Raw genomic sequence first — 17,286 nt, forward strand, 5'->3', positions numbered from 1 at the left:
TCTCGTAGGTTGAAGGGTATCGTTGCGTGCCAGCCTGACCAACGATATCGACCTAGGTCGTCATTTTGCTCGATCGGGAAGAAGCCGAATCTGTCCGGCTGGGGGATGCCAGATACATCTGCGCAGCCTAAGGCTGAGAAGCCGTTCCGGCAGGCCGACCTGGCGCAGCGGCGTAGAGCCATTGCCGCCTGGGCTATCGACGTGCCCTTACCTCCCACCGCCTGCGGCGGCGGGTCCCTCCCCTCTCCCTGAACGGGAGAGGGGCACGATATTCACTCCGCCGCCACGCCCGAATGGCCGAACATATCCCGCTCGGCGACATCCTCGTTCGCGACCAGCGTGGCCGTGTTGGCGGCCTTGCGGCGGTCGAAGGCGTCCCATACTTCGTTCCAGTTGCCCCGCGTGGCGGCCTTGGAATATTCGGTGGCGCGCTGTTCGAAGAAATTGGCGTGTTCGACGCCGTTGAGCATCGGCGCGAGCCAGGGCAGCGGGTGCTCGTCGATCATGTAGATGGGCTTCAGGCCGAGCTGGCCGAGCCGCCAATCGGCGATGTAGCGGACGTATTTCTTGATGTCCTTGGGCGTCATGCCGCTGACCGGCCCCATTTCGAACACCAGATCGATGAAGGCATCCTCGATCCGCACCGTTTTCTGGCACATGTCCATGATGTCGTCGCGCACCGACGGGGTCATGCAGTTCCGCTCCTTCACGAAGGCGTGGAACAGCTTGATGATGCCCTCGCAATGGAGCGTCTCGTCGCGGATCGACCAGGTGACGATCTGGCCCATGCCCTTCATCTTGTTGAAGCGCGGGAAGTTCATCAGCATGGCGAAGCTGGCGAAGAGCTGGAGCCCCTCGGTAAAGCCGCCGAACATCGCCAGCGTCTTGGCGATATCCTCGTCGGTATCGACGCCGAAGGTGCTGAGGTAATCGTGCTTGTCCTTCATCTCCTTATATTGGAGGAAGGCCGAATATTCGGTCTCGGGCATACCGATCGTGTCGAGCAGATGGCTGTAGGCGGCGATGTGGACCGTTTCCATGTTGCTGAACGCGGTCAGCATCATCTTCACTTCGGTCGGCTTGAACACGCGGCCGTATTTCTCGTGATAGCAATCCTGCACCTCGACGTCCGCCTGGGTGAAGAAGCGGAAGATCTGGGTGAGCAGATTGCGCTCGTGATCGGTCAGCTTCTGCGCCCAATCGCGGCAATCCTCGCCCAGCGGCACCTCCTCCGGCAGCCAGTGGAGCTGCTGCTGGCGCTTCCAATATTCGAACGCCCAGGGGTATTCGAACGGCTTGTAGGTGCGGGAGGCCTGGAGAAGGGGCATCGCGAAAGCTCCATGGAAACGATAAGGCGGACGCGACCGGGGATTCGGACATCCTCCACGGCCAAGAACAGGAAACTACCTCATCTTGGGGGCCGGTGCGAGCGTGAAACCCCATATGGTGAGGATTGCGCTGTGGAAAAGGTGGGCGACGTGCCGTTCCTCCCTGAGCTTGCTCGGGGAGGAGCTTTTTACCCCGTCGCCCACCAGAACAATGTCGTGAACGTCGCTAGGATCAGGCCGAGCGCCGTCAGCATCATGCCGGCGATGCGCAGGATATAGACCGATTGCGGCGTGCGCCCCCAGCCGAAGGCGCGGCGCACGATCGCGGGGGCGGTCAGCATCGGCAGGCCCAGCGTGGCGGCGAGCGCGGCGACGGCCAGCAGGAGGAGTTGGGGCAGCGTCATCGGCGGGTGCGACCATATCACGCGCGGCGCGTTCTACACCCGAATTCCCCCGCACAGGAGACGCTATCATGGTCGATGTCAGCCAGATCAAGGAACATGCCGAAGTGATCGGCGCGGACGGCGTGCATGTCGGCACGGTCGACAAGGTCGATGGCGACCGCATCAAGCTGACCAAGAAGGACAGCGGCGAAGGCAGCCACGAAGGCCACCACCATTTCATCTCGGTCGGGCTGGTCGCCAGCATCGAGGGCGATACGGTGCGCCTGTCCGCCACAGGCGCCAATGCGGTGACGTTCGAGGAGGAAGAGAGCGAGGCGTAAGCCGCGCGGATCTTCCGAGGTTCTGGAGCGCGCGTCGGGATAGTCCCCGGCGCGCGTTTTTATTTGTGCCGCCTCATCCAACATCGCGCCGTGCTCCTGCGAAGGCAGGAGCCCAGGGCCACACGCGCTGCGCTTCGATAACCCTGTGCTCCTGCCTTCGCAGGAGCATGGTGTGGATCAGGATAGGGCGCCGGCCAGATACACTGCGCTCGCCAGCAGCAGGACCACGCCGATCGCGCGGGTGATACCGGGGGCGAGGCGGAAGGTGCGCGGGCGGACCAGCATCACCAGCGCGAGGCCCCACAGGATCAGCAGGCCGAGGATCATCGGCAGCGGGTTCATGCCGCCCCTCCCCCGGCCTGCCTGTCCCCGTGCCTCACTGGCAGGCCAGACACTCGTCGTAATCGGTGCTTTCCACGTCGATCTTGCGCAGGTCGATCGTGTTGTCCGTCTCGACCCCGCCGGCGAAGCCCGCGCGCTGGATCGATTTGGAGCGGAGGTAGTAGAGCGACTTGATGCCCAATTCCCACGCGCGGAAGTGGAGCATCAGCAGATCCCACTTGTCCACGTCGGCCGGGATGAACAGGTTCAGCGACGAAGACTGATCGATGTAGGGCGTGCGATCGGCCTGAAGCTCGATCAGCCAGCGCTGGTCGATCTCGAAGCTGGTCTTGTAGCAATCCTTCTCGTCCTGGCTCAGGAAATCGAGGTGCTGGACCGAGCCGCCCTTTTCGAGGATCGTGTTCCACACCGCATCCGAATTCTTGGACTTCGCCGCCAGCAGCTTTTCCAGATAGGGATTGCGGATCGAGAAGCTGCCCGACAGCGTCTTGTGCGTGTAGATGTTGGCCGGGATCGGCTCGATGCAGGCCGAGGTGCCGCCGCAGATGATGCTGATCGACGCGGTCGGCGCGATCGCCATCTTGCACGAGAAACGCTGCATCACGCCCTGATCGGCGGCGTCGGGGCACGGGCCCCGCTCGATCGCGAGCTGCATCGAGGCTTCGTCGGCCTGCGCCGAGATGTGCTTGAAGATGCGCATGTTCCAGCTCTTGGCCATGGCGCCTTCCATCGGCAGGCCGCGCGCCTGGAGGAAGCTGTGGAAGCCCATCACGCCGAGGCCGACCGACCGCTCGCGGCCGGCGCTGTACTTGGCGCGCTCCATGCCGGGCTCGGACCGCTCGATATAATCGGTCAGCACATTGTCGAGGAAGCGCATCACGTCCTCGATGAACTGCTTGTCGCCGTTCCACGCATCCCACATCTCGAGGTTGAGCGAGGACAGGCAGCAGACGGCGGTGCGCTCCTTGCCGAACTGGTCGCGGCCCGTCGGCAGCGTGATTTCCGAGCAGAGGTTGGAGGTGGAGACCTTCAGCCCCACGTCGCGCTGGAACTTGGGCATGGCGCGGTTCACCGTATCGGCGAACACCAGATAGGGCTCGCCGGTGGCGAGGCGCACCTCGACCAGCTTCTGGAACAGGGCGCGGGCGTTGACCGAGCCGCGCTTGGAGCCGTCCTTGGGGCTCTTCAGCTCGAAATCGGTGCCGTCGCGCACGGCCTCCATGAATTCGTCGGTGATGAGCACGCCGTGGTGCAGGTTGAGCGCCTTGCGGTTGAAGTCTCCACTCGTCTTGCGAATTTCGAGGAACTCCTCGATCTCCGGGTGGCACACGTCGAGATAGACCGCCGCCGATCCGCGCCGCAGCGAGCCCTGCGAAATCGCGAGGGTCAGCGAATCCATCACGCGGACGAAGGGGATGATGCCGCTGGTCTTGCCGTTCAGGCCGACCGGCTCGCCGATGCCGCGCACATTGCCCCAATAGGTGCCGATGCCGCCGCCGCGCGAGGCCAGCCACACATTCTCGTTCCAGGTGTCGACGATGCCGTTCAGGCTGTCGGGCACCGAATTGAGGTAGCAGGAAATCGGCAGGCCGCGCCCGGTGCCGCCGTTCGACAGGACGGGCGTGGAGGGCATGAACCAGAGGCGCGAGATATAATCGTACAGGCGCTGGGCGTGGGCGGCATCGTCGGCATAGGCCGATGCGACGCGGACGAAGAGATCCTGGAAGCTCTCGCCGGGCAGCAGATAGCGGTCCTTCAGCGTCTCCTTGCCGAAATCGGTGAGGAGCGCGTCGCGGCTGTGATCGACCTCGACGGAATAGAGCTTGCGCGCGGGGGCGGAGGGCTGATCGGACGCCCGCGCCTCGGCGGGGCTCGCCTCGGCGGCGGATTTGGTCGCCGAAGCCGGGGCGATCGTCTCAAACAGCGATTCAACGTCGGTCGCGCTCACTTCACTATCCCTTGAAAGGTCCATCGTGCCTGCCCCCACCGTTCTCGATCCGTTCGACTCGGGGGCGCTCCCCCGAGACTACACCCGGGGGCCGGCAGCGAACATCCGCGAAACATCGCACGCCCCGGCATGATATGCCGAACCGGCCCGCCACCCCCATATGGGAATGGTCTCGCGAAACTCAATCTGGTGTGCAGCCCCCTGGCGGCGACACCAGTGATAGTGTCATCGCCCCCCAACCGACACAAGCCGAAAATTCGACCACACGCCAGATTTGCGGGATTGACGACGGCTTTTCATGGGCCTGCCAAGCAGTTGCGGCCCGGCATGCCAAACCCATCACAGCAGAAGATGGCTCGACCAGCTTCTCCTTGCAGGCAGAGGATATCGACATGAGATCAACATCGGCGCAGGGGCGAGAGATCTGCCGGGGCCTACCCGCCACCCCTCATGCGAATCCGCAATATCATGACCGACATGCCCCGCAGCGAAACGCCCCTCGCGCTCTACATCCACTGGCCGTTCTGCGTCTCCAAATGCCCCTATTGCGACTTCAACAGCCATGTGCGGGAGTCGGTGGATCAGGATCGGTGGCGGCGGGCGTTGCTGGCGGATCTGGCGCATGAGGCGGCGCTGACGCCGGGGCGGACCCTGGGGTCGATCTTCTTCGGCGGGGGAACGCCCTCGCTGATGGAGCCGGCCACCGCCGCCGCGCTGATCGACGCCGCCGCCGGATATTGGCGGGTGACGCCCGGTATCGAGATCACGCTGGAGGCCAATCCCTCCTCGGTGGAGGCGGCGCGGTTCGCCGATCTGGCGGCGGCGGGGGTCAATCGCGTGTCGCTGGGGTTGCAGGCACTCGACGATCGGGCGCTGGCGTTCCTGGGCCGGGCGCATGACGTGGCCGAGGGGCTGGGCGCGCTGGAAACGGCGCAGCGCCATTTCGGGCGGGTGAATTTCGACCTGATCTATGCCCGGCCCGGCCAGAGCGAGGCGGACTGGCGCGCCGAACTGGCCCGCGCGCTGGGCTTCGGCACGGGGCATCTGTCGCTCTACCAGCTGACGATCGAGCCGGGCACACGCTTCGCGGCGCTGGCGGCGAAGGGGGAACTGCCCGAGGTCGATCCCGACGAGGCCGCCACCCTGTTCGAGATGACGGCGGAGATGACGGCGGCGGCCGGCTTGCCGCGCTACGAAATCTCCAACCACGCCCGGCCCGCCGAACAGAGTTGCCACAATCTCGCTTACTGGCGGTATCGCGACTATCTCGGCATCGGGCCGGGGGCGCACGGGCGGCGGCTGGGCCAGGCGAGCGTGCGGCGCAGGAAGCCGGAAAACTGGCTGTCGCGCGTGGATGCCAACGGCCACGGGATCGAGAGCGAGGAAGACCTCGCCCCCCGCACCCGCGCGACCGAGGCGATGCTGATGGGGCTGCGGCTGGGCGAGGGTGTCGATCTGGCACGGGTCGCGCGGGAGACGGGGCTGGCGGTGGATGCCATCGTCGATCCGGGCGCGGTGGCGCGGCTGGCGGGACATGGGTTGATCGGCCGGCAGGGCGAAGTGCTGACGGTTACGCCGGCGGGTATGCTGTTGCTGGACCGGATCTTGGCCGAGGTGGTCATCGCCTGACCCTCTCCGGTACGGGGAGGTGGCGGCCCGTCAGGGCTGACGGAGGGGGCTCTCCATTTGCGCTGCGCTTCGGGGATAGCCCCCTCCACCATCGCTTTGCGATGGTCCCCCTCCCCGTGCCGGGGAGGAATTATTTCGCGTCGAACTTGACCATTTCATAGTCGATCGAGGCTTCGACCAGCTGTTCCCACAGCGCGCCGATCACCGCGACCGGCGCACCCACCCGCTCCGCGACCGCGCAGGCGTTGGCGATCACCTGCGCCTTGCGGGGTTCGTCGCGGACTTGGCCGCGCTCGCCCTTGATGCGGGCGGCGGCGTCCATGTAACCGAAGCGGGTCGCCAGCAGCGCCACGATTTCGGCGTCGAGCGCGTCGACGCCGGCGCGGACGTCGACCATCGTGCGGCAATCGGCCGGCGCGATCATTCGGCGAAGCTCCGCGAGGCGGGGGAGACGGTGCGGGCGCCCTGCCCCACTTCGTGCACTTCCAGCGCGCGCTCGGCGATGCCGTCGCGGCCGAAGCGGAAGGCGCCGTCGATGCCCGAAAAGCCGCCCGCGTCAGTGAGCTTGCCGACCGGGAAGCGATCGCCCACCTTCCAGTCGCTCGCCACCCGCACCGTCAGCAGCACCGAATCATAGCCGAGGCTGGCGAGGCGATAGGGCGCGCGGCCGTAGCGGGCGCGGAATTTGGCGGCGAGCTGATCGTACAGGCCGTCCGAGAAGCTGGCATACCAGGCGCCGGCCAGTGCGGGCGAGGCGTTGATCGTGCGATCGGTGCTCCACAGATCGGGGCCGAGCAGTTGCGCACTCGGGTTGGCCTTGCGGACGAGCGGGGCGGCCTGGATGGCGATGCGGCCGACGTCGGCGATCAGCACCGCGTCATAGTCGCCCTTGATGCCGGCCACCGCCGTGGCGAGCGACTTGACCGAGCGATCGTAGGTCTGGAGCGAGACGACGCTGCCGCCGGCCTCCTCCGCCGCCCTGATGAGGATGCCCTGCGCGTTGCGGCCGTAGAGGCCGGCCGGCACCAGCCCGGCGAAGCGGGTCAGGCCGCGCGACTTGGCGTAGCGCACGACGCGGTTGATCGACTGGGCCGGGGAAAGCCCCAGCACATAGACGCCGTCGCCGGCGATGCTGGCATCGTTGGAGAAAGCGATGACCGGCACGCCGGCCCCGCGCGCGGCCGAGGCGATGGCGCGCACGTCGTCGGCCAGAAGCGGCCCCAGGAACAGGCGATTGCCCTCGATCAGCGCGCGCTGCGCCGCCGCGAGCGCGCCGCCGCCGGTGTCGTAGGTGGTCACCCGCACGCCCTTGCCGCCGGTATCGGCGACGGCAAGCATCGCGGCATCGGCGATCGACTGGCCGACCGCCGCATTGGGGCCGGTGAGCGGAACCAGCAGCGCCACCCGGTTGCGCGCGGCATCCTGCGGCAGATTGCCCTGCGGCGCGGTGGGCTTGGCGATCGGCGCGGTCGTGGCGGGCGGCGCACCGCGCGGCACCACCGTGGAGCAGGCCGCCAGCAGCAGGGTCAAACCGGCGACGGCGAGACGCTTCGGCCACGCGATCGATTGGCGCGGAAGCCCGCGCTCTGCCATGACGTGTTCCATGTCCTCGCCTTCACCTGAGAAATTGTCGCCCGGCCTCTATATCGTCGCGACCCCGATCGGCAATCTCGGCGATCTCTCGCCGCGCGCCGCCGACATTCTTTCGCGCGCCGACGCCATCGCGGTGGAGGACAGCCGGGTCACCGCCAAGCTGATGCACCATATCGGCGCCAGGCGGCCGATGCTGCCCTATCACGATCATAATGCCGATCGGGTGCGGCCGGGGCTGATCGAGCGGATGGCGCATGAGGCAGTGGCCTTGGTGTCGGACGCGGGAACGCCGCTGATCTCCGATCCGGGCTTCAAGCTGGTGCGCGACGCGCGGGCGGCGGGGCATGTGGTGGTGACGATCCCCGGCCCCTGCGCGGCGATCGCGGCGCTGACATTGGCGGGGTTGCCGACCGACCGCTTCTTCTTCCTGGGCTTCCTGCCGCCGAAGGAGAAGGCGCGGGCGGAAGCGATCGCCGAGGTGGCGGCGATCCGCGCGACATTGATCCTGTACGAGAGCGGACCGCGTCTGGGCGCGACCCTGGCGGCGCTGGCGGCAGGCTTGGGCGAGCGCGAGGCGGGTGTCGCGCGCGAGATCAGCAAGGCTTATGAGGAATGCGTGACGGGCACGCTGGAGACGCTGGCGGCGCGCTATGCCGAGGCGGGGCCGAAGGGCGAGATCGTGATCGTCGTCGGCCCGCCGGGCGAGGTGAAGCCGGCCGATCTGGATGCCGATACCCTCTTGGCCGAGGCGCTGACCCGCCTGCCCGCCGCCAAGGCCGCCAAGGAGGTGGCGCAGGCGACCGGCCTCCAGCGGGCCGACCTGTACGCCAAGGCGCTGGCGTTGAAGGACAAGGCGTGAGGGATCGGGCCGCCGCCGAACGCCGGGGCCGTACCGCCGAGCGGGCGGCGGGCTGGTGGTTGCGGCTGAAAGGCTTCCGCATCCTCGACCGGCGCGTGCGGACGCCGGTGGGCGAGATCGACCTGATCGCCAAGCGCGGCGCCCTCGTCGCCTTCGTCGAGGTGAAATCGCGCGCGACCGATGCCGAACTGGATTTCGCGATCGATCACCGCCGGATGAAGCGGGTCGCGGCGGCCGCCGAGGCGGTGGCGCATCGCTACGCCGGACCGGCGGACGATATCCGCATCGACGTGATCCTGCTCGCGCCGGGGTGCCGGCCGCGCCATCTGGAGAATGTGTGGCATGGGTGAGGATCCTCCCCTCCAAGGGGAGGATCATTAAGATCGTGACGAGGGTGACATGAAGCCCCCGCCTCCCTATCTCCCGCACACCTCATCGGGAGTATCGGAATGGCCCTGAAGATCGCGGTTCAGATGGATCCGCTCGAGACGATCAACATCGCGGGCGATTCCACCTTCGCGATCATGCTCGCCGCGCAGGCGCGCGGGCACCAGCTGTGGCATTATGCGGCGGGCGACCTCACCTATCGCGACGGGCGACTGAAGGCGCCGGCGCGCGCGGTGACGGTGCGGCGGATCGCGGGCGACCATGTCGATTTCGGGGGGTGGGAAACGCTCGATCTGGGCGCCGACGTGGATGTCGTGCTGATGCGGCAGGATCCGCCGTTCGACCTGGCCTATATCACCGCGACCCACCTGCTGGAGCGCATCCAGCACGAGACTTTGGTGGTGAACGACCCCGCCGCCGTGCGCAACGCGCCCGAGAAACTGTTCGTGCTGGATTACGCGCAGTTCATGCCGCCGACGATCATCACCCGCCATCTGGAGGAAACCCGCGCCTTCCATGCCGAGCATGGCGAGGTGGTGGTGAAGCCGCTGTACGGCAATGCGGGATCGGCGGTGTTCCATGTCGGGCGGGCGGACGCCAATCTGGCGGCGCTGACCGAATTGTTCGGCCAGGTGTGGCGCGAACCCTTCATGGTGCAGGCGTTCCTGCCCGACGTGTCGAAGGGCGACAAGCGCATCGTGCTGATCGACGGCAAGCCGGCCGGCGCGATCAACCGCCTGCCCAAGGCCGGCGAAATCCGATCCAACCTGGCCGCCGGCGGCCGCGCCGACGCCACCGACCTGACCCCGCGCGAGCAGGAGATCTGCGCGGCTCTTGGGCCCGAGCTGGCCAAGCGCGGGCTGCTGTTCGTGGGGATCGACGTGATCGCGGGATATCTGACCGAAATCAACGTGACCTCGCCGACGGGGATCGTGGCGATCGACAAGTTCAACGGGACGGATACCGCCGGGCTGATCGTGGAGACGATCGAGGCGAAGGCGCGGGGGTGACTTGGCTCAGCCGCCCCCAATCCCGCCCATTGAAATCATCTAGGATGGGATAGCCTCTTCAATCCCTTCCGCATAGAACATATAGTGAACATGTGGATGATTCGGCGCTCTCCTTCGCTGCCCTCAAGCGGCGCTTCGCCCGTAATGGGGAGGAACAGGCGCGGGCCGATCGCTTCGCGCTGGGGGATGCGGCGATCGATCGGGCGCTGGGCGGCGGGCTGGCGCGCGGGCGGCTGCACGAATTGGTGCCCGCCGCCGAGGACGACGGGCCGAGCGCGATGGGGTTCGCGATCATGCTGGCGTTGCGCGCGACCCCGGCCGCTCTGTTCTGGATCGGCGAGGACAAGGCCGGCCGGCCCCGGCTCCACCCGCCCGGCCTCGCCGAACTGGGCGCGGACCCCGGCCGCTTCCTCTTCGCCGATGCCGCCGACGAGGCCGGGCTGCTGCGCGCCGCCGCCGACGCGGTACGATCGGGCGCGGTCGGCGCGGTGCTGCTGGCGCCGGCGGGCAAGGCCAAGCTCTACGATCTCACCGCCAGCCGCCGGCTGAGTCTCGCCGCCGAGGGATCGGGCGTCACCATCCTGCTGCTGCGCGTGGCGGGGGACGACGGGCCGTCCGCCGCCGCGACGCGCTGGCGGATCGCCGCCGCCCCCTCCCGTCCGCTGGAGGCCGGCGCCCCCGGCCAGCCGACCTTCACCGCCGAACTGCTCCGCCATCGCGGCGGCATCACCCTGCCCGCCTGGCGCCTCGAATGGAACCGCGACGATGCCCTCTTCCGCCTCGCCCCGCCGCTATCTGGCGATCCATCTGCCCTTCCTGGCGATGCACGCCTGGGAGGAGGCTGGGCTGGGTGAGAACCGCTCCCCTCAAGGGGAGGGAATCATTACGGTCTTCACCGAAAAACACGCCAACGCGATGCGCCTCACCGCGCTCAGCCCGCGAGCGCAGGCGATCGGGCTCACCGTCGGCCTCACCCTCGCCGACGCCCGCGCGCGCGAACCGGGCATCGCCGCCGTCGATCGCGATCATGCCGCCGAGGCGCGGCTGCTCGGGCGGCTGCTGGCGGGGCTGGTGCGCTACACGCCGATGGCGGCCGCCGAGCCGCCCGACGGGCTGATGCTCGACATCACCGGCTGCACCCATTTCTATCGCGGCGAGATGGGCCTGCGCGCCGATGTCGATCGGCGCCTCGCCGCCGCGCGGGTGATCGCGCGCACCGCGATCGGGCACACGCCGCAGGCCGCCCGCGCGCTCGCCCGCTTCGGCGGACGCAATCTGATGGCGCTGCCCGTCGCCGCACTGGAGGCCCCGCCCGAGGTGGAACTGGCGCTGCGCCGCGCCGGCCTCAAGACGATCGCCGATCTCGCCGGGCGTCCGCGTGGGCCGCTGGCGGCGCGCTTCGGCGATCTGCCGCTGCGCCTCGCCCGGCTGCTCGGCGAGGAGGACAAGCGCATCACGCCGCACCGTGTGCCGCCCCCCGTCGCCGCCGTCCGCCGCTTCGCCGAGCCGGTCGCCAGGACCGAGCATGCGCTGGCGGTGCTGGCCGAACTCGTCGCCGAGGCGGGCGCCGAACTGGAGCGGCGCGGGCAAGGCGGGCGGCGGTTCGAGGCGCGCTTCTTCCGCAGCGACGGGGCCATCGCCGCGCTGGCGGTCGAGACCGGCCGCCCGGCGCGCGACCCCGCGATCCTCGACCGGCTGTTCCGCGAACGGCTGGAGGCGCTCTCCGACCCGCTCGATCCGGGCTTCGGCTATGATCTGATCCGCCTCGACGTGCCGCGCGCCGAGCCGATGGGCGTCACCCAGCCTGGACTCGACGCGCCGGTAGAGGAGGCGAAGGAGGATATGGTCGCGCTGGTCGATCGACTTTCGGCGCGGATGGGCCGGCGGCGGCTGTCGCGCGCGCAACCCCATGCCAGCCACATCCCCGAACGCGCCGTCGCGCCCCTGCCGCCCGAGGCCGCGCCCGCCGCCTGGGGGGCAACCGAGCCGGGCGAGCCCCCGCTGCGCCCCCTGCTCCTCTTCGATCCGCCCCAGCCGGTCGAGGTGGTCGCCGGCACGCCCGATGGCCCGCCGAAGCGCTTCACCTGGCGCCGCACCGCCTATCAGGTCGCGACGGCCGAGGGGCCGGAGCGGATCGCTCCCGAATGGTGGCGGCGCCTCACCAGCACGGGCCGCACGCGCGATTATTACCGGATCGAGGATGGCGCTGGCCACCGCTTCTGGCTGTTCCGATCGGGCCTGTTCGGCGACGAGGGCGATCCCCCGCGCTGGTACATCCACGGCCGCTTCGCGTGAGCGAGGCGGCGGCGCCCGGCCCGGCCTATGCCGAACTGGCATGCGCCTCGAACTTCTCCTTTTTGCGCGGGGCGAGCCATGGGTCGGACCTCGTTGGCCAGGCCATCAAGCTTGGCCACAAGGGTCTGGGGATCGCCGATCGCAATACGGTGGCCGGGGTGGTGCGCGCGTGGAAGGCGCTGAAGGAAATAGGCGAGAGGGCCGAGGTGGCGGGATCGCCCTTCGCCGATTTCAAGCTGGCGACCGGCGCGCGGCTGGTGTTCGCGGACGGGACGCCGGACGTGATCGCCTACCCCGCGACCCGCCATGGCTGGGGGCGGCTGTGCCGGTTGCTGACCGAGGGGAACATGCGCGCGCAGAAGGGCAGTTGTATCCTCAGCATCGACGATCTGATCGCCTTTGCCGACGATCTGCTGCTGATCGTGCTGCCGACGAGCAGCGCCGATCCGGCCGAGCAGGTGCCGCATGGCAAGCCGATCGCGCTGCCGGGGGATGCGGTGGAGGCCATCGCCACCAACGTCCTGCCCTTCCCGTCGCCTCATAAGACCCCGTTCGTCCCGAGCGTAGTCGAGGGATGGGCCCCAGGCGGTGCGCCCTGCCTCACGTCCCTCGACTACGCTCGGGACGAACGGATGGGGGATAGTCCACCGAAGATCGCCACCATCCACCCCCTGCCCACCCCCGTCCCCCGCCGCGACCTGATCGCCACGCTCGCCCGGCTGAAGGCCATCGCCCCCGATCGCGTCTGGCTGGGGGTGGCGATGCCGCGCAAGGGGCCGGACCGCCGCCGCCTCGCCCGCTTCGCGCGGATCGCGACGGCCGCTGGCGTGCCGCCCATCGCGATCAACGATGTCCTCTACGCCACGCCCGAGGAACGCCCGCTTCAGGACGTGCTGACCTGCATCCGCGAGGGGACAACCATCCAGTCCGCCGGCCTCCGGCTGGAGGCCAATGCCGAGCGCCACCTGAAAGACGCCACGGAAATGGCCCGCCTGTTCGGCGACGCGCCCGAAGCCATCGCCGAAACCACCCGGCTGCTCGCCCGGATCGATTTCGACCTGCGCCAGATATCCTACGAATATCCGCATGAGCCCGTGCCCGAGGGTTGGCATCCGCAGAAATGGCTCCAGCATCTCGTGATCGCCGCCGCCCGCCGCAAATGGCCCGACGGCACCAGCGCCAAGGTCCGCAAATTGCTGCGCGAGGAGTTTCGGCTGATCCGGGTCGAGGGCTATGCTTATTACTTCCTCACCGTCCACGACGTGGTGAAGTTTGCCCGCGATCAGACGCCCCCGATCCTGTGTCAGGGGCGCGGGTCGGCCGCCAATTCGATGGTCTGCTATCTGCTGGGCGTCACCTCGGTCGATCCCGCCGCGCACGACCTGCTCTTCTCGCGCTTCCTGTCCACCGACCGCAAGGAGCCGCCCGACATCGATGTCGATTTCGAGCATGAGCGGCGCGAGGAGGTGATGCAATATATCTACCGCCGCTATGGCCGTCATCGCGCGGGCATCGTCTCGACCGTGATCCACTTCCGTTCGCGCTCCGCCGTGCGCGAAGTGGGCAAGGCGCTGGGGCTGACCGAGGACGTCACCACCCGCCTCACCAGCACCGTCTGGGGCAGCTATTCGACGAAGATGGAGGAAAGCCGCTTCAAGGAAACCGGCTTCGATCTCGACAATCCCGAAATCGCGCGCCTCAACCATTTCGTCGCGCAGCTACTGACGGGGCCGGATGCCGATACCGACGAGCCCGTCGCTTTCCCGCGCCACCTGTCACAGCATGTCGGCGGCTTCGTGCTGACCGAGGGGCGGCTGGACGAGACCGTGCCGCTTCACCATGCGGCGATGGACGACCGCACCTTCATCGAATGGGACAAGGACGATATCGATGCGCTGAAGCTGATGAAGGTGGATGTGCTGGCGCTGGGGATGCTGACGTGCATCCGCAAGGCGTTCGTTCTGATGCGCGAGTCAGGCGGGCCGGAGTATCTGCTGGAAACGGTGCCTTCCGAGCAGCCCGACGTCTACGACATGCTCTGCAAGGGCGACAGCATCGGCGTGTTCCAGGTGGAGAGCCGGGCGCAGATGAACATGCTGCCGCGCCTCAAGCCGCGCGTGCTGTACGATCTGGTGGTGCAGGTCGCGATCGTGCGGCCGGGGCCGATCCAGGGCGACATGGTCCATCCTTATCTGCGGCGGCGCGAGGGGACCGAGCCGACCGAATATCCCTCTCCCGGCCCACCGCACCCGCCGAACGAACTGGAGGAGTTGCTGGGCAACACCTTCGGCGTGCCGCTGTTTCAGGAACAGGCCATGAAGCTGGCGATCGTCGCCGCCGGCTTTTCGGGGGCGGATGCAAATCGCTTCCGGCGGGCGATGGCGACGTTCCGTAACGTCGGCACCATGCCGCAGTTCGAGACGAAGCTGGTCGAGGGGATGGTCGGGCGGGGCTATGCCCGCGATTTCGCCGAGCGGTGCTATCAGCAGATCAAGGGCTTCGGCAGCTACGGTTTTCCCGAGAGCCATGCCCAGTCGTTCGCGCGGCTGGTCTATGTGTCGTCGCTGCTCAAATGCCGCCACCCGGCCGCTTTCTGCGCGGCGATCCTCAATTCGCAGCCGATGGGTTTCTATGCACCGGCGCAGCTCGTGCGTGATGCGATCGAGCATGGGGTGGAGGTGCGGCGGATCGATGTGCTGGCGAGCGGGTGGGACAATGGGCTGGAGCCCGCCGATCCGCTGCGGGGCGATCCGCCGCGCGAAGGGCTGGAGTCGGGGTGGGACGGGCCGGCGGTGCGGCTGGGGTTTCGGCAGATCGATGGATTCAGGGAGGATTGGGCGAAGGTGATCGGGGAGATCGTCAGCGGCGCCCCAGCCCCAAATCGTCACCCCAGCGAAAGCTGGGGTCTCCCACCACAGGCGCTACGCCCAGTCGGGAAAGACCCCAGCTTTCGCTGGGGTGACGAGAAAGGGGGCTGGGGTGATGATAGAAAAGGGGGTGACACCCTCGTCCAGCGCCTCGCCCATGCCCTCCCCGCCCGCGCGCTGCGCCTCCTCGCCGATGCGGATGCCTTCCGCTCGATCGGCCTCGATCGGCGGCAGGCGTTGTGGGAGGTGCGGCGCCAGCCCGATACGCCGCTGCCGCTGTTCGCCGCCGCCGAGGCGCGCGAGCTGGGGGACGAGGCGGATGCGCGCCTGCCCGCGATGCCGCTCTCCGAACAGGTCGCGGCCGATTATCAGATGACGCGCATGTCGCTGAAGGAGCATCCGATGACCTTCCTGCGCGATCTCTTCCGATCCGAAGGGGTGCGCAGCTGCCGCGAGATCGGCACCGTCAAGGACGGGCGGCGCGCGCGGGTGGCCGGGGTGGTGCTGGTCCGCCAGCGGCCGGGCAAGGGCAATGCCATCTTCGTCACGCTGGAGGACGAGACGGGCGTGACCAACCTGGTGATGTGGGCGCGCGTGTTCGAACAATTCCGCCGCGACGTGATGGCCTCCCGCCTGATCCTGGCCGAAGGGGTCGTGCAGAACAGCAAGGAGGGGATCGTTCATCTGATGGTCGATCGGGTCGAGGATCGCACCGCCGAGCTGGGCCGCTTGTCGAGCGATCACCCCACCCGCGTCACGCTCAGCCGCGCCGACGAGTTCGAGCATCCCCAGCATCCGCGCTACAAGGTCCATCGCGGCAGCCACCCGCGCGAGGTACGCATCCTGCCGCCCTCCCGCGATTTCCATTGAAAAGGCCCGCCCGCACCATCGTGCGAGCGGGCCTCGAAAAACACCTAAATGGCCGCCGGTCAGCCGGTCGCGGTGCGACGTCCCTTGCCCGGACGCGGCTCTTCGGGCGCGGGCTTGGGCTCCTCGTGCGGCACCGCGACCATCAGGTTGAACAGGCCATAGAGAAACATCAGTCCAAGGCCGACCGCGAACACCGAAAAGATGATCGAGAAAATCCGCATCGCTTCCGATACCATCGGGTTATTCCTTCGCATGTCCTGGCCGTAGCCATGTGACCCCTGTGGAAGCATTAACGGCGCACGCGTGTGTTCGATCCGTAATGGATGATTTCGGGATGTTTCTTATCCCGTTGATGGCACGTCTCATGGTTAATCCCGCGTGCGGCCGATGCCCCTTGGCCGCCGCCCGCGCATGCCATAGGGCGCGATGCGATGCCGCCCCGCCCCCGCCCCGTCCGCCTATCGCCGACGCGCCAGTTGCGCCGCGAGGCTGCGCGCGGCCAGCACATAGGCCGGGCCGCCGCATACGGTCCACGCCTCGGGAATGCGCAGGCGCGGGATGGCGGCGAGGATCGGGTGGTGGAGCATTTCCGTCCCCTGATCGGTCACGCGATCGGTGGCGCTCTCGACGATCAGGAAATCGGGGCGGGCGGCGATCATCTCTTCCAGCGAGAGCTGCGACAGCGGTGGCTTGCCGAGCCTTGCCGCCAGATTGACGAGGCCGACGCGCGCCATCAGATCATCGACCAGGGTGCCCGTGCCCGTCATGAAGCCGCGCCGCTGGTAATAAGCCGCGACCCGCCCGCGACCGGGCCGGGGCAGCGCGGCGAGTTCACGGTCCATCCGCGCGACCAGCGCCGCGCCGCGCGCCGGATGGCCGACCGCCGCCGCCACCGTGCGGACCTGCTCGACGATCGCGGCATAGCTTTCGGCGGGCGGCAGCGGCAGCACGGGCACGCGCGGATCGGCGGTCGCGGTCAGCCCCCACGTCTTGCCGAGGATCAGATCGGGATCGAGCGCCAGCCGCTCCTCGGCGGATTTGCGCATGATGTGGTGCCCGCGCGCCTGCGCGGCGGCGGCCGACATGTCGGGATCGGCGGCGTTCGAGGTGAGGCCGGCGATCTGCGCGGGATCGGCCAGCGCGAGCAGATATTGATCGGCGCACAGATTGACCGAAACGATGCGTTTCGGCGGCGCGGGCGCGGCGCCGAGCAGGGCGAGGGCCGCGAGGGCGATCGGGAGCGGGGGACGCGGCACGACGCGATCCATAAAGGGGGCGAGCGGTTTTGCCAGCCTCCCTCCATCTTCGTCACCCCGGACTTGTTCCGGGGTCCACGGCACCCCGATCGCGGCGCCGAATCACAGCCGATATCGCCTGCGGCCCGGTGGACCCCGGAACAGGTCCGGGGTGACGGCCGGGGGTATGGCATGGCTA

General features: G+C 68.1%; 16 protein-coding genes. 8 read left to right on the forward strand and 8 right to left on the reverse strand.

The features are described from left to right. Positions 1-272 precede the first annotated feature (272 nt). The gene (locus tag PQ455_RS07945; RefSeq protein ID WP_273690716.1) at positions 273-1,328 is read right to left on the reverse strand and encodes a ribonucleotide-diphosphate reductase subunit beta; all 1,056 of its coding nucleotides are present in this window, start codon (positions 1,326-1,328) and stop codon (positions 273-275) included. Between the two features lie 188 nt (positions 1,329-1,516). Further along, positions 1,517-1,732, reverse strand: a complete 216-nt coding sequence (locus PQ455_RS07950; protein WP_273690717.1) for a hypothetical protein — start codon at positions 1,730-1,732, stop codon at positions 1,517-1,519. A gap of 68 nt (positions 1,733-1,800) precedes the next feature. Here PQ455_RS07950 and PQ455_RS07955 point away from each other — a divergent pair, with 68 nt between their 5' ends. Then, positions 1,801-2,052 carry a DUF2171 domain-containing protein gene (locus tag PQ455_RS07955; protein ID WP_273690719.1) on the forward strand — a complete coding sequence of 84 codons (252 nt, stop codon included), beginning with the start codon at positions 1,801-1,803 and terminating at the stop codon, positions 2,050-2,052. Between the two features lie 177 nt (positions 2,053-2,229). Here the strand turns inward: PQ455_RS07955 and PQ455_RS07960 are convergent, their stop codons facing one another. Together PQ455_RS07960 and PQ455_RS07965 are read right to left on the reverse strand one after the other, a co-directional pair. After that, entirely contained in the window at positions 2,230-2,394 is a 165-nt protein-coding gene (locus PQ455_RS07960; RefSeq protein WP_273690721.1) for a hypothetical protein, read from the reverse strand. A gap of 34 nt (positions 2,395-2,428) precedes the next feature. Further along, on the reverse strand, positions 2,429-4,318 hold the full coding sequence (locus PQ455_RS07965) for a ribonucleoside-diphosphate reductase subunit alpha (RefSeq protein WP_420542861.1): 1,890 nt from the start codon (positions 4,316-4,318) through the stop codon (positions 2,429-2,431). 501 nt (positions 4,319-4,819) lie between these two features. On the opposite strand from PQ455_RS07965, the gene hemW reads away from it, so the two are divergent. After that, the gene (gene hemW, locus PQ455_RS07970; RefSeq protein WP_420542862.1) at positions 4,820-5,971 is read left to right on the forward strand and encodes a radical SAM family heme chaperone HemW; all 1,152 of its coding nucleotides are present in this window, start codon (positions 4,820-4,822) and stop codon (positions 5,969-5,971) included. Positions 5,972-6,101: 130 nt separating this feature from the next. On the opposite strand, the gene PQ455_RS07975 is transcribed toward hemW, so the two are convergent. Next, complete coding sequence (locus PQ455_RS07975) at positions 6,102-6,395, reverse strand: chorismate mutase (RefSeq protein ID WP_273690727.1); 294 nt, start codon at positions 6,393-6,395, stop codon at positions 6,102-6,104. Further along, positions 6,392-7,564: a penicillin-binding protein activator gene (locus PQ455_RS07980; RefSeq protein WP_273690728.1), complete on the reverse strand. Its 1,173-nt coding sequence runs from the start codon at positions 7,562-7,564 to the stop codon at positions 6,392-6,394. Before PQ455_RS07980 ends, PQ455_RS07975 begins: the two co-directional genes overlap by 4 nt. 10 nt (positions 7,565-7,574) lie before the next feature. Between PQ455_RS07980 and rsmI the strand changes: the two genes are divergently transcribed. The 6 genes from rsmI (at position 7,575) to PQ455_RS08010 (ending at position 15,852) form a co-directional block, all read left to right on the forward strand. After that, entirely contained in the window at positions 7,575-8,423 is an 849-nt protein-coding gene (gene rsmI, locus PQ455_RS07985) for a 16S rRNA (cytidine(1402)-2'-O)-methyltransferase (RefSeq protein WP_273690730.1), read from the forward strand. Further along, complete coding sequence (locus tag PQ455_RS07990) at positions 8,420-8,773, forward strand: YraN family protein (protein ID WP_273690733.1); 354 nt, start codon at positions 8,420-8,422, stop codon at positions 8,771-8,773. Before rsmI ends, PQ455_RS07990 begins: the two co-directional genes overlap by 4 nt. Before the next feature lie 99 nt (positions 8,774-8,872). Beyond that, positions 8,873-9,820, forward strand: coding sequence for a glutathione synthase (gshB, locus tag PQ455_RS07995; protein ID WP_273690735.1), 948 nt, complete (start codon positions 8,873-8,875; stop codon positions 9,818-9,820). Positions 9,821-9,912: 92 nt separating this feature from the next. Next, entirely contained in the window at positions 9,913-10,674 is a 762-nt protein-coding gene (locus tag PQ455_RS08000) for an ImuA family protein (protein WP_273690737.1), read from the forward strand. After that, complete coding sequence (locus PQ455_RS08005; protein WP_273690740.1) at positions 10,586-12,115, forward strand: Y-family DNA polymerase; 1,530 nt, start codon at positions 10,586-10,588, stop codon at positions 12,113-12,115. The genes PQ455_RS08000 and PQ455_RS08005 overlap by 89 nt, the downstream gene beginning before the upstream one ends. Then, the gene (locus PQ455_RS08010; RefSeq protein WP_273690742.1) at positions 12,112-15,852 is read left to right on the forward strand and encodes an error-prone DNA polymerase; all 3,741 of its coding nucleotides are present in this window, start codon (positions 12,112-12,114) and stop codon (positions 15,850-15,852) included. Before PQ455_RS08005 ends, PQ455_RS08010 begins: the two co-directional genes overlap by 4 nt. Positions 15,853-15,911: 59 nt before the next feature. On the opposite strand, the gene PQ455_RS08015 is transcribed toward PQ455_RS08010, so the two are convergent. After that, positions 15,912-16,088 (reverse strand): hypothetical protein, encoded by a 177-nt coding sequence (locus PQ455_RS08015; RefSeq protein ID WP_273690744.1) that lies wholly within the window; start codon positions 16,086-16,088, stop codon positions 15,912-15,914. A 222-nt stretch (positions 16,089-16,310) separates the two neighbouring features. Further along, a complete protein-coding gene (locus PQ455_RS08020; protein WP_420542845.1) occupies positions 16,311-17,120 on the reverse strand; it encodes an ABC transporter substrate-binding protein in 810 nt (269 codons plus the stop codon). Between the last annotated feature and the right edge of the window lie 166 nt (positions 17,121-17,286).

Source organism: Sphingomonas naphthae (genome assembly GCF_028607085.1).
Classification (GTDB): Bacteria; Pseudomonadota; Alphaproteobacteria; order Sphingomonadales; family Sphingomonadaceae; genus Sphingomonas_Q; species Sphingomonas_Q naphthae.

Excerpts from the sequence above, each read along its gene's own strand:
- PQ455_RS08020 (WP_420542845.1), bottom strand. The coding sequence starts at position 17,120 with ATGGATCGCGTCGTGCCGCGTCCCCCGCTCCCGATCGCCCTCGCGGCC.
- PQ455_RS07960 (WP_273690721.1), bottom strand. The coding sequence starts at position 2,394 with ATGAACCCGCTGCCGATGATCCTCGGCCTGCTGATCCTGTGGGGCCTC.
- rsmI (WP_273690730.1), top strand. The coding sequence starts at position 7,575 with ATGTCCTCGCCTTCACCTGAGAAATTGTCGCCCGGCCTCTATATCGTC.
- PQ455_RS07955 (WP_273690719.1), top strand. The coding sequence starts at position 1,801 with ATGGTCGATGTCAGCCAGATCAAGGAACATGCCGAAGTGATCGGCGCG.
- hemW (WP_420542862.1), top strand. The coding sequence starts at position 4,820 with ATGCCCCGCAGCGAAACGCCCCTCGCGCTCTACATCCACTGGCCGTTC.
- PQ455_RS07950 (WP_273690717.1), bottom strand. The coding sequence starts at position 1,732 with ATGACGCTGCCCCAACTCCTCCTGCTGGCCGTCGCCGCGCTCGCCGCC.
- gshB (WP_273690735.1), top strand. The coding sequence starts at position 8,873 with ATGGCCCTGAAGATCGCGGTTCAGATGGATCCGCTCGAGACGATCAAC.
- PQ455_RS07975 (WP_273690727.1), bottom strand. The coding sequence starts at position 6,395 with ATGATCGCGCCGGCCGATTGCCGCACGATGGTCGACGTCCGCGCCGGC.
- PQ455_RS08015 (WP_273690744.1), bottom strand. The coding sequence starts at position 16,088 with ATGGTATCGGAAGCGATGCGGATTTTCTCGATCATCTTTTCGGTGTTC.
- PQ455_RS07945 (WP_273690716.1), bottom strand. The coding sequence starts at position 1,328 with ATGCCCCTTCTCCAGGCCTCCCGCACCTACAAGCCGTTCGAATACCCC.
- PQ455_RS07980 (WP_273690728.1), bottom strand. The coding sequence starts at position 7,564 with ATGGCAGAGCGCGGGCTTCCGCGCCAATCGATCGCGTGGCCGAAGCGT.
- PQ455_RS08005 (WP_273690740.1), top strand. The coding sequence starts at position 10,586 with ATGCCCTCTTCCGCCTCGCCCCGCCGCTATCTGGCGATCCATCTGCCC.